Here is a 12,989-nt window from a genome sequence, read left to right as displayed (position 1 = left end):
TTTGACTTCGGGGTAAGCATAGATGAGCGGTTGCTAAAGCCTGAAAATTTTCATTTGTCGAGATGGATTGAGCATGGCCACAGATGGTATTTCTTCGCTCCCAGTTTCCCAGTCAGTTGTCGGAAAGCTGACGAGAGCCGCTATCTTTCTTGTCGTAACCATCAACGAGGGCGCTGATGCGGAGCGGACGGTTCGGGGGTTGTGCGCGGATCTTTCAAGCCTTGTACGAGGCGTTGGATTTCGGCGGTTGAATGGACAGCTCTCCTGCATAACCGGTTTTGGTTCGGAGGCTTGGGACCGGCTCTTCGGCTCACCGAAGCCGAAAGAACTGCATGCGTTCCGGGAGATTCGCGGTGTTCACACGGCTGTATCGACACCCGGCGATATCCTTTTTCACATACGCGCAGACAGCATGGATCAGTGCTTCGAGCTGGCCAGCCACATTATGTCCAGGCTTTCAGGTAACGTTGCAGTTGTCGATGAGGTGCACGGTTTCAAGTTTTTTGATGATCGCGATCTTCTGGGGTTTGTCGACGGCACGGAAAACCCGGTTGATCAGGCAGCCTTGTCGGCAACTCTCATCGGCAATGAAGACCCGGAATTTTCCGGCTGTAGCTACGTAATCGTCCAGAAGTATCTTCATGACCTCGATAGCTGGAACAAAGTCCCCGTTGAGGAACAGGAGAATATAATAGGTCGGCACAAGCTTTCCGATATTGAGCAACGCGATGAGCAAAAGAAACCCTACGCACACAATGTACTGACAAACATTGAAGAGAATGGAGAGCAGTTGCAGATCGTGCGTGACAACATGCCCTTTGGCGAGATTGGAAAAGGCGAGTTCGGAACTTATTTTATCGGCTTTGCCCGTTCGCCGTCACGTATTGAAAAAATGTTGGAGAATATGTTCATCGGCAACCCGCCGGGAACCTATGACCATGTTCTCGATTTTAGTCGTGCGGTAACGGGCTCTCTGTTCTTCGTTCCCACGGTGAACTTTCTTGATGACGTCACCCCGGACACAAAAAACAACAGGAAGCTTTGATGCTTGAAACGCGCGTCGGATGTCTGTGTCGTTAAGGACCTGGCGTCATCTGACAATCGGCCAACTGCGAACCAGCAAACGTCGCGGTCGGTTACCGTCTTCAAATGCTCGATACGGCTTCCTCTAATCGCCCTTGGAAAGGTGGTAAATTATACATTCTTAAATTATTATATAATTAACACAAAGAGTTACTTATATATTGGCGTTGAAAGGTTTTCGTATTTGATGTCAAATAATAATGCAAAGATAATTAGCTTTGCTTAGTAAATATGGAGAAATATTATTATGATTAAGAAAACTTTTATTACGCTTTTTATTGCTCTTGCTCCTTTTGCAGCCCATGCCGGGACCATGAAGTCGCCAGTAGAATCGGGCGTTGCTCAAAAGTCCCCGGCAGCGACGACCCTGTTCCAGGGCAATGGTGGCAACAATACTGGTAATGGCAACAGCGGCTCCGGTAACTCCGGTGACAATAGCGGCAACGGCAACACCAACAACGGCGGCCGTTGGTAAAATAAATGAAGCGCCTACCTGAGATATGGTAGGCGCTTATAATAGGTATTATGGGGGCTCTGGGGCGAAAGTTGTTCAGCGCTTTGTCTTTCGACATACTTGTGCCGCAGGGTCTTCATCGGCGTACTCGCTGTCACCGACGACTTTACGATAATACTCCACCAGAGCCTTGTTTACACCTCCAGCGCGATAGCGCTCGATTGACCAGCCGATGGCACTCCAGTTCTGGAGCCGCGTATTCCTGTTAAGAGATTTCTCGTAGTGGCACTTGGTGAACATCAAGCACATTCTGCACTTTGAAAGGCCAAGGCCTTGGTCGGCATCGTCGCCGAGATGTTCAAAATAGAGACCTTCTATATCGCTCAAATTATCGCGAGCCAGGGCAGTCTTCTGGAAGGCCGCCTGGCTCGCGCTGGTCTGGGAAATAATATTATAGACCTAGTCTAAGCGATCAATAAAACCTCCAAATTTTGGTAAACTTTAGTTGTTATTTCCATTTCCGCTATAGTCTCCGCTATTTCCACTGCCAGAATTGTAGCTATTTACGATATTGTTATAATCTTTTTTGGATCTATTTCTGTTATTCAACAGCAATATTGGCAGAGTGCTGGATAGCGTGCTGCTGGATGAACTAATCAAAGCATTGGCGATGCTACTTTCGGATCCAACCGCGTGGGATACCAATTCGCTCTTCTTGTTTGGGCGAATATGAAAAGTTTTAACGCCGGTTACAGTAGGGGAGAGCCCTTTTCCGTCAGACCCAACGGTAACGACATCTTGATATGTGTCACCATTACTTAATTTATATGGGGGAAGCACTTTTGAACTCGGCGTCGAGCAGCCAAATAAAAAGAAAGGGATGCAATAAATAAATAAATTGCTCTTCATTTAATAGTCCTCATTTTTAAATGTATAATTAGTATAATTATGTATTTATAATAAATATTATAGTATAGAATTAGTCATAATAATATGATTATCGTATCTTATTTTATTAGATTTATATATCGCTATTGATTGCTATCTCAAAAAATTAACTATTCCATGGCGGTATTCTTTTTTTTGTATATAATTTCCTTATTTTCTGAGATCAGATTGCTGGCAAAATTGGATGCTTATTCGAGCGTCTATTTGAATTCTAGAAAGCATGAGTTTGCATGAGCGTGTATTCATGATCGCGGTTTGTCTTTCGAGGAATTACTGGGCTCCGTGGGCTTACCGGACGTGTTCCGTTCCCGGAGAATGATCTCTTTTCGTTTCTCGCTAGAGGTGGTCACCGTCCTGCCAGGCTGATCATTCAGTTCCGAGGAAACATCGTCAGTTGGCTCGCTTAGCTCACAGATGCTGGGCCGATGTATCAGAGATATCTTCTCGGCATGGCTTTTCCAGGATGTCTTGAATTTTCAATCCGGCCCGACGAGTGCGCGGTTCCGTTGTCGAGTCAATGGGACGAAAGTTCGTAAAGGCTCGTCGATGCCCAATCCAATAGGAATGATGTGGTCAGATCATCTTGAAGCTCCCCAGGGTGCGGCAGCTCAGCGCTTCATGTGGAATTTTTGTCGATTATAGAGTATATTTTCAGCAAAATAAGTATATAGAATTATTATATATTAGTAATGCATAATAAATAATCAAGCGAAATGTGCCATAATTTCTATACTATTGAGGTATTTGGGAAATCAGTTTACACCGTTCATTAATAACGCATGTGATTATTTTTATGTCATACTTCGTGGAGAAATCCTTTGGCGGGTTTTTATTGCTCAGTTTCAGCAGTCGTGCCGTTCACGCGGCGTGAAACCAGATATAAAAAATCTGGCGGTGGCGTCCTGGCTTCCGCAGCGCTTGTGCTGGCCATTTCCGTCTCCACGCTGGCGCTTTCCGTCAGCTCCGGAAAGGCAACGGATTATACGGCACAGGACAATAGCGACGAGTTACAGGTTCCAACACTGGTCGTGGCCGATCCCTATGTTTCTCCCATTGCTTCGTTCAATTTTGGTGCAGGTGATTTGAACGATGGCACCCCGGTCACGTTGTCGACGGCAGGTGGAGCTGCGTTCAGCTCGCCCTTGCCTTCGGCTGTGTTCAATGTTGCCGCGACAACCGGCGCTACACCTGACTTGTGTGGTCCGGTAGCGCCATCGCCCGGTGGTGCTGGTGGGGCTGGCGGTTGTGGCAATGGCGGTGGCGGTTCTACAGTTGATGTCGATGGTAATCCCATAGCTGGAGAAGCTCCGTCGCAGAATGGTGTTGGCGGCAAAGGTGCAAATGGGACATGGAGTGGAGAAGTAGGTGGAGCTGGGGGGGCAGTCGGTGACACCGCTATTCCGGCCGATGGTTCGACAATACACGGTCAGGACGGAGTGACCGCCCCCGCGATTAATGTCGGTTATCCAAGCGGTGGCGGTGGCGGTGGCGGTGCTGGGTTGTACCTCGTCGACCTCACCGGGGAGTTGCGATCAGATGTCTCCGGCGGGAAGGGAGGGAATGGGGTTGGCTCCTCGAGTTCCTACTATGGCAGCGGCGGCGGCGGTGGTGGTGCTGGTATCATCCTTTCCGGAACAACTTTGTCAACTTACATGACCGTAACAGGCGGACAGGGTGGAAGTGGTGGCCAGGGTAACATGTCGGGAAGGGGGGGGGCTTCGGGCGGCGGCGGGGATGGCGCTGTTGTCACCAACACATCTACCCTGATCAACTACGGAACAATAGCGGGTGCTGCCGGGGTCGGGTCATCGCAGGGTGTATCTCTCGGCTTTGCTGGAAGCGGTGTACGAATGGGGGCGGATTCGCATGTTGTGAATGCAGGGACGATATCTGCAGGTGCTCGGTGGGTGTCGGGGGGCGCGAGTGGTCCCAGTTCCAATGCGGTCGATATCGTCGGCAATAACAATACATTCGAGATATGGAATGGCTCCGTCATCAATGGCAATGTGGTTGCAGCTGGTGGCACGAGCGGAAACGTCTTCGTTCTTGGCGGAACCGATGCCTCAAGCTTCGATGGCACACAGATCGGTGTAAAATATCAAGGGTTTGAGCAGTTTATCAAGGATGGAACCAGCACCTGGACGATGACCGGTGCTGTGAACGACACGCATAATTGGACCATCAAGCAGGGGACTTTAGCTCTTTTCAGCGATGGCAGTCTGGCTAAGGCTGACAGCGTGACGGTTAATGGTACGCTGGACATCTCAGCCATCAGTGCATCGTCCACCGCCATTCAGCACCTTACAGGCGATACAACCGGACAAGTCGCGCTGGGCAGCAAGACTTTAACCCTGACCGCAGGTACAGGCGATGAGTTCAAAGGTTCGATCTCCGGTTCCGGTGGCATCGACCTGGTGTCTGGAACGCAGATACTGTCCGGGACAAACAGCTACACCGGGCTCACAACGATCGATAGCGGGACCACACTGCAGATCGGTAATGGTTCGACGAGCGGCAGTCTTGCCGGCAATATTACCAATAATGGCACTCTGGTCTTCAACCGTTCCGATGCATCGACATTTGCCGGCAAGGTGAACGGAACCGGCAAGCTGACCAAGACCGGCGCTGGCACGCTGACGCTTTCGGGCACCAACACCTATTCGGGTGGCACGGATATCAACGGGGGCACGCTTGCCGCTGGCAATACGAGCGCGCTTGGCACAGGCGGGCTTGCCTTTGACGGCGGTGCCTTGCAATTGACTGCCAATGTCAGCTTTGGCGGAGCAGTCGCGTTGAATGGCAGCGGGGCGATCGCGGCGGATAGCGGTACGAGCAGCAGTTTTTCCGGTGTCATGTCCGGCACTGGCGGGTTGACTAAGACCGGTGACGGTACACTGACGCTTTCGGGCACCAATACCTATTCCGGTGGCACTTCGCTCAATACGGGTACTTTGATCGCCAGCAGTGACAGCAATCTTGGTACGGGTGCTTTGACATTTGATGGCGGCGCGCTTGGTCTGGGCGGCGACTTGACCCTGGCTGCGACGCTGAATGCTGGCGGCGGCACGATTGATGTGGCCACGGGTGCAAGCCATAGTTTCAGCGGCAAGCTGAGCGGCACCGGCAAGCTGACCAAGACGGGCGCTGGCACGCTGACGCTTTCAGGTGCCAACACTTATTCCGGCGGCACGGATATCAATGCGGGCACGCTTGCGGTTGGCGGTATGAGCGCACTCGGCACGGGTCCGCTTGGCTTCAACGGTGGTGCCTTGCAGCTGACGGCCAATGTCAGTTTCGGCGGTACGGTGGCGTTGGGCGCGGGTGGCGGCTCCATCGAGACGAATACCAGCACGAACAGCACGTTTTCAGGGGTGATGAGCGGCGCGGGCAGCCTGACCAAGACCGGTGCGGGATCGCTGAAGCTTTCGGGCACCAACACCTATACGGGCGGGACCTTTATCAATGACGGTGTTCTGAAGGTCACAAGCGATGCCAATCTGGGTGCTGCAACTGGCGCGGTGACGCTCAATGGCGGCACGCTGGAAACCGACGGAACTTTCTCCTCCGCACGCAAGGTGCATTTGACGGGCAATGGCAAGCTCAGTGCCTACAATGGAAACGCGACCTTCTCCGGCGTGATCGATGGGAATGGTGCGTTGACAGCAAACGGCTCACTGGTTCTGACCGGCCAGAACACGTATAAGGGTGGTACCTTTGTAACGGATTATTCGTCTCTGACCGTCAGTAGCGACGAGAATCTGGGCGATGCCAGTGGAGATTTGACGCTTGGCCTTCAATCCACACTACAGCTTGACAGCCAGTTTTCCACGAATCGCAAAATACATCTGGACAGCAATTTCGCCAGCTGGATCAATACAGGTGGTCATGATGCCGTGCTCAATGGTACGATTGATGGTGCGGCTATTTTAGTCAAAGACGACGATGGCACACTGACGCTTTCAGGCAACAACACCTATCAGGGCGGCACGGCGATCAACAAGGGCACCCTGATTGTCAGCAAGGACGAGAATCTTGGTGACAAGGCCGGTTATGTCGATTTTTCTGGTGGTACTTTGCAGCTTGGCGGTTCCGGTTTTTCTTCCGGGCGGGAGTTGCGTCTTAACGCAGCCGGCATAATCGACACCAACGGTTTCAATGGCACCTTCAGCGGTGTGATTGATAATGGCGATGACCCCAATTATCCTGGCCAGCTGATCAAGGTTGGCGCCGGCACACTGACGCTTTCGGGCGACAGCACCTATACGGGCGGGACCGTCATCAATGGTGGTGTTGTCTCGGTTGGTGCGGACGCCAATCTTGGGGCCACGACGGGTGCGCTTTCGTTTAACGGCGGCACGCTGCAGCTGACGGGCAGTTTCGAAAATTCGCGCGCGGTGACGCTTGGTGCGGGTGGCGGCACGATCCAGACCAGCCTGTTTCACAGCAATGAGTTTTCCGGTGTTATCGGCGGTGCGGGCCAGCTGACCAAGACGGGCGCTGGCACGCTGGTGCTTTCAGGCGTCAATACCTATACGGGCGGCACGGCGGTCAATGGCGGTGTCCTGTCTGTCCGTGTGGACAAGAATCTTGGCGCGACGACCGGTGCGCTTTCGTTCGACGGTGGCACGCTTCTGCTGGCCGACAGTTTCGACAACAACCGCGCGGTGACGCTTGATGCCGGCGGCGGTACGATCGAGACAACGGCGGCCAAGAGCAACGGTTTTTCCGGTGTGATCAGCGGTGCGGGCAAGCTGACCAAGACCGGCGCCGGCACGCTGGCACTTTCAGGCGTCAACAGCTATACGGGCGGGACGGCGGTCAATGGCGGTGTCCTGTCTGTCGGTGCGGATGAGAATCTTGGCGCGACGGCTGGTGCGCTTTCGTTTAACGGCGGCTCGCTTCTGCTGACCGACAGTTTCGACAGCGCGCGCGCGGTAACGCTCGGCGCGAGTGGCGGCACGATCGAGACAACAGCGGCCAAGAGCAACGATTTTTCCGGTGTGATCAGCGGTGCTGGCAAGCTGACCAAGACGGGTGACGGCATACTGGTCCTGTCAGGCGCGAATAGCTACAGCGGCACGACGACGGTCTCGAAAGGCACGTTGCAGATCGGCAATGGCAGCACGACGGGCAGTATCACAGGCACAGTCGATATCGCCTCGGGGGCCACGCTCACCTTCAAGCGCAGCGATGCATATACATATAGTGACGTGATCAAGGGCGCCGGGGCGCTGCATCAGGATGGCAGCGGCACGCTGACGCTGACAGGGACAAACACCTATACGGGCGGCACCACGATTTCGGCAGGCACGCTGCAGATCGGCAATGGCAGCACCACCGGCAGCATTGCAGGCAATGTGGACAATAACGGCACGCTGGCGTTCAATCGCAGCAACACGCTCGACTTCTCCGGTATCATCAGCGGCACGGGCATTGTTCAGCAGAATGGTGCAGGCAGCGTGACATTGAGTGGTGACAGCAGCGCTTTCGGTGGTAGTACCTCCGTTGCGGCGGGCACGCTTCTTGTTGACGGTTCGCTCGGCGGAACCGTGAGTGTCGCCAGCGGCGCCAGCTTTGGCGGAGCCGGAACCATTGGTGGCAATGTGACGGTTGCCGACGGTGCTTCACTGGTCGGTCAAGCCGGTCAGGTCCTGACTTTCGACAAGAACCTCAGCCTCGCCAATAACAGCACCATCGAGGCCTCATTCGGCGGCGCCAGCCAGACGGGGCTGTTCAATGTCAAGGGCGACCTGACGCTGGGCGGCACAATCAATGTCGGCACTTTCGGCGACGATGGGCCGGGTATCTACACGGTCTTCGACTATTCCGGAAACCTGACGGACAATACGCTTTCTGTAGGAACCCTGCCGTCCGGTCAGGATGCTGCCAAGGTGAGTGTCCAGACCAATCAGTCGGGTAAGGTCAATATCCTCAATACCAACGGGGGTGAGCTGACTTTTTGGGATGGTGACAATCCTGCCAACCAAGACGATGGTGCGCAGAACGGCGGTGACGGCACCTGGACGAACGAGGCCAGCAACAAAAGCTGGACCGATCATAACTATCTGCTCAACGGTCCGTGGGATGATTCCGGCTTTGCGATCTTTGCAAGCAACAAAGGCACGGTGACTGTCGACAATAGTGCCGGTGCGGTCAAAGCTTCGGGCATGCAGTTCCAGACCGACGGTTATGAGGTGACCGGCGGTGATCTCACCCTGGTGTCGCCTGCCTCCAATCTGTCGGGAGCGCCGATCATTCGCGTTGGCGGCGGCACGAATGACGGCGATATGAAAGCCACGATCTCGGCCAAGCTGGTTGGCACTGATGGAATGCGCAAGACTTATGCTGGGCGGCTGGTTCTGACGGCTGATAATCAATATACCGGCGGCACTGACATTCTGGGCGGTACTCTGCAGCTTGGAGATGGCGGCACGAGCGGAAGCGTTCTGGGCGATATCGACACGGGCATAGACGGCATCAACAGAGGGCTTCTTGCTGTCGACCGTTCCGGTACTGTGACGGTTGACAATACGATCACCGGCACGGGAGTCGTCAGTATTACAGGCAGTGGTGAAATCACACTCTCGGGTAACAACAGCTATAGCGGCGGAACGTATGTCAGGTCTGGAACTCTTGTCGTCACGCAAGATGACAATCTGGGGCCTGCCGAAAGCGTCGTAGCGGTCGGAGCGGACCCCGAGGATGTCGCCGGAGGCGCTACCGGGAACGCGGTCTTGAAGTTTGGCGCGGACTTTACGGGCGCAAACACTTTCACACACACAATCGAGCTGAATACAGCGCAAAGCCAGCTCGACACGAACGGCCATACAGTCATTGCCAGCGGCGTCATCCTGGGTAGCGATGGTCTCACCAAGACGGGCGACGGTACGCTGATCCTGACCTATAACAATGACTATGACGGCGGCACCACGATTTCGAAGGGAACTTTGCAGATCGGTAATGGCGGAACGTCCGGCACGATCGAAGGCGATGTGACCAATAACGGCATTCTGGCTTTCAACCGTTCCGATGCCTATGCGTTCGATGATAAAATCTCCGGTACCGGCAGTGTCGAACAAATCGGCACCGATACGCTGACGCTTACAGGCGCGAATGATTATACGGGTGGAACCTCTGTCAAGAGCGGTACGCTGGCCGTGGCATCGAATGGTGTACTCGGGGACCAGTCTGGCAAGCTGACGCTGGATGGCGGCATATTCGAGAACACGGCAGCCTTCTCGACGCAATCACGGGCCATCGAGATCGGCAATGGCGGCGGCACGTTCCAGACGGATGCCGATCTGACACTTGAAGGTGCACTCACGGGAACCGGAACCTGGACCAAGACCGGGACCGGCGACCTGATTTTTGGCGGTGACGAAAGCGCCTTTGTGGGCACAGGCACAGTTCAGACCGGCACGGTGCGCGTGGATGGCACGCTCGGGGGCGATCTGGCGGTTCAGACCGGGGCAACGCTCAGGGGAACCGGTACTATCGATGGAAATACGACAATCGATAGTGGTGCAACACTTGTCGGGCTGGATAATAATACGCTGACAATGAACGGTAATCTGACGCTTGCGAACGGTAGCATGACGAATATCGCGCTCGGCACGCCAACCGGAAGCGCGCTGTTCGACGTCAAGGGAGATCTGACGCTTGGTGGTACACTGAATGTGACCGAGGATGTTGGCGGCTTTGGCGCCGGGGTGTACCGCATCTTTGATTATGGCGGCACCCTGACGGACAACGGGATGACCATCGGCACTGTCCCCCAGAACTCTGACGCATCTGGAATGTGGATTCAGACGGATTACGAACATCAGGTCAATCTGGTCAATCAGAACGGTGTCGAGGTGACGTTCTGGAATGCGGAAGGTGACCGCAGCCAGAACAACCAGAACAGCAAGATCGTCGGCGGCAGCGGTACCTGGGATGTCAGCAATGACAACTGGACCGAGGACGACAAGGGCTCCCAACAGGGGCAGCTCTTTAACGGTCGCTGGGATAATGGTTCATTTGCCGTGTTCGGCGGTAATGCCGGTACGGTCACAATCAATAATCAGAACGGAACGGTGACGGCATCCGGTCTTAATTTTGCAACCGGTGGCTATGTGCTGACGGGCGATGCGCTGATGCTCGATAACGGTGCGCCGGGCACTGCGCCAATCATTCGCGTCGGCGACGGCAAGGCGGATTCGAATATCACGGCAACGATCAGTGCCGAACTGCAGGGAACGGGCGGTTTGCGCAAAACCGACTACGGCACCTTGGTTCTGACGGGTGCGAACAGTTATAGCGGCGGGACGACGGTGACAGGTGGTGTCCTGCAGATCGGTGACGGTGGCAATACGGGCAGCATCAAGGGTGACGTTGCGGTTTCGAGCGGCGCCTATGGTGACGGCACGCTGGCCTTCAACCGGAGCGACGATACGGAGTTTGACGGCAACATCACCGGTGACGGCAAGGGTGGTGTGGTCCAGAAAGGCGCAGGCACAACGACGTTTACCGGCGACAACACCTTCTCGGGCGGTCTGACGGTTGAGAATGGCGGGGTCAAGGCAGGTGTCGCTGGCCATGCCTTCGGCACGGGCACCTTGAAGGTCAAGGCGGGTGCAACGGCCGATCTCGGCGGCTTCGACACGACGGTCGGCGGTCTTGCGGCCTTCGACGCGAGCGGTACGACGGGCGATGGCGATATTGCACTTGGATCGGGCAAGCTGACGGTCGAACAAAGCTTCGACAGCAAGTTCTCCGGTGTAATCTCTGGTGCTGGCGATTTGACCAAAAGTGGCACTGGTACCCTGACCCTCAATACGGCCGGCACCTATACCGGTGCGACCAATGTCGATGGCGGCACGCTGAAGCAGGGCGCAGCCGGTGTCTTCAACAATGCATCGTCGGGCTACACTGTCGGTACAGACGGGACGCTCGATCTTGGCGGTTTCGATACCACGCTGGCCGCGCTGTCGAATGGCGGTCTCATCACGATGGGAACACAGCAGACGGCAGGTACGACACTGAGCGTGACCGGCAACTATACCGGCACCGGTGGCACGGTCGTCATCAATACGGTGCTCGGCGACGACAGTTCCAAAACCGATCGCCTGAAGGTGGGTGGTGACACATCCGGCACGACCAATCTGAAGGTCAACAATCGCGGTGGACTGGGGGCACAGACTGTCAACGGCATCGAAGTGGTCGAGGTTGCCGGTCAGTCGAACGGAACCTTCTCGCTTGTCAGCGACTACACCACCAAGGACGGCCAGAAGGCGGTTGTGGGCGGTGCCTATGCCTATACGCTGCAACAGGGGGCGGGCAGCGGCAACAAGGACGGCAACTGGTATCTGACCAGCCAGACGACACAGGAACCGCCGGCCCCCGATTGCCAGCAGACCAATACCTGCCCGGTCGATCCGGACAACCCGCGCTATAGTGCCGGTGTTCCGGTCTATCAGGGCTATGCGCAGAACATGCAGGTGCTCAACAAACTGCCCACGCTGCAGGAACGTGTCGGCAATCGCTATCTGACGAGCGGGAACGACAACGACGCGAGCAATACAGGCAGCAGCACTGTCGACAGCCGCGGGATCTGGGCGCGCATCGAGGGCGCGCATAACCGGCTTGAGCCGCACAGCGCGACCGGCATGAAGCAGGATATCAACAGCTTCATCATGCAGACCGGTGTCGACGGGCAGTTCTATGAGGATGCCAACGGGAAGCTGATTGCCGGGATCACCGGGCAATATGGTACGGCGCATGGCAATTCCAGCTCGTTCTTCGGTGACGGTTATACCGACACCAGCGCCTGGAGCCTTGGCGCGACCGCAACCTGGTATGGCAATGACGGCTTCTATGTCGATACGCAGGGCCAGCTGACATGGTTCGACAATGATCTCAACTCCGATACGGCCAATAGCGGGCTGGCCGATGGCGCAAAGGCCTTCGGCTATGCGCTGAGTGCCGAGGTGGGGCAGCGGATTGCGCTCGACGAACATTGGTCGCTGACGCCACAGGCGCAGCTGATGTGGTCGTCACTCGATGCGGATGCGTTCCACGACATCTGGGGCAACCGCGTGCACATGCAGGATGGCGACAGCCTGACGGCACGCATTGGTCTTGCCGCCAACTATCAGGACAGCTGGCAGGGGGATGACGGCCGCATGGTCAACACATCGGTCTATGGCATCGCCAATGTCTATCAGGAGTTCCTCGGCGGCACCCGCATCAATGTGGCCGGTGTCAACGTCGATACCGACAATGACAAAACCTGGGCCGGCATCGGCGCCGGCGGCACCTATGCTTGGGCCGACAGCAAATATGCAATCTACGGCCAGGGCTCCATCAACACCTCCCTCAACCACTCAACCGACAGCTATGCCGTCAAGGGGAATGCTGGCTTCATCGTCAGGTGGTAACCAACAAGCCACAACCAAAAATTGCCGCAATAATACAACACTCCCGCACCTCCATTGGAAGGGCGGGAGGAGTTCGTCTTTATGCT

General features: G+C 55.3%; 5 protein-coding genes. 3 read left to right on the top strand and 2 right to left on the bottom strand.

Annotation, left to right across the window (positions count from 1 at the left end):
* The first annotated feature begins 73 nt into the window (after nt 1–73).
* Together OANT_RS25005 and OANT_RS25000 are read left to right on the top strand one after the other, a co-directional pair.
* Nucleotides 74–1,045, top strand: coding sequence for a Dyp-type peroxidase (locus OANT_RS25005; RefSeq protein ID WP_011983136.1), 972 nt, complete (start codon nt 74–76; stop codon nt 1,043–1,045).
* Nucleotides 1,046–1,330: 285 nt separating this feature from the next.
* Nucleotides 1,331–1,558, top strand: a complete 228-nt coding sequence (locus OANT_RS25000) for a hypothetical protein (protein WP_040128498.1) — start codon at nt 1,331–1,333, stop codon at nt 1,556–1,558.
* 75 nt (nt 1,559–1,633) lie between these two features.
* On the opposite strand, the gene OANT_RS24995 is transcribed toward OANT_RS25000, so the two are convergent.
* Both OANT_RS24995 and OANT_RS26145 read right to left on the bottom strand, forming a co-directional pair.
* A complete protein-coding gene (locus tag OANT_RS24995; RefSeq protein WP_125335853.1) occupies nt 1,634–1,924 on the bottom strand; it encodes a hypothetical protein in 291 nt (96 codons plus the stop codon).
* Between the two features lie 114 nt (nt 1,925–2,038).
* The gene (locus OANT_RS26145; RefSeq protein ID WP_011983135.1) at nt 2,039–2,446 is read right to left on the bottom strand and encodes a hypothetical protein; all 408 of its coding nucleotides are present in this window, start codon (nt 2,444–2,446) and stop codon (nt 2,039–2,041) included.
* Nucleotides 2,447–3,303: 857 nt separating this feature from the next.
* On the opposite strand from OANT_RS26145, the gene OANT_RS25205 reads away from it, so the two are divergent.
* Nucleotides 3,304–12,903 (top strand): autotransporter-associated beta strand repeat-containing protein, encoded by a 9,600-nt coding sequence (locus OANT_RS25205; protein ID WP_049768482.1) that lies wholly within the window; start codon nt 3,304–3,306, stop codon nt 12,901–12,903.
* Nucleotides 12,904–12,989 lie beyond the last annotated feature (86 nt).

Origin of the sequence: Brucella anthropi ATCC 49188 (assembly GCF_000017405.1) — a bacterium.
Lineage (GTDB): Bacteria > Pseudomonadota > Alphaproteobacteria > Rhizobiales > Rhizobiaceae > Brucella > Brucella anthropi.
The sequence above is the reverse complement of the archived record's forward strand: the minus strand, read 5'-3'. Positions and strand labels throughout refer to the sequence as shown.

Bases quoted from the DNA above. Each gene is read 5' to 3' on its own strand.
- OANT_RS25005 (WP_011983136.1), top strand. From the start codon at position 74: ATGGCCACAGATGGTATTTCTTCGCTCCCAGTTTCCCAGTCAGTTGTC.
- OANT_RS25000 (WP_040128498.1), top strand. From the start codon at position 1,331: ATGATTAAGAAAACTTTTATTACGCTTTTTATTGCTCTTGCTCCTTTT.
- OANT_RS26145 (WP_011983135.1), bottom strand. From the start codon at position 2,446: ATGAAGAGCAATTTATTTATTTATTGCATCCCTTTCTTTTTATTTGGC.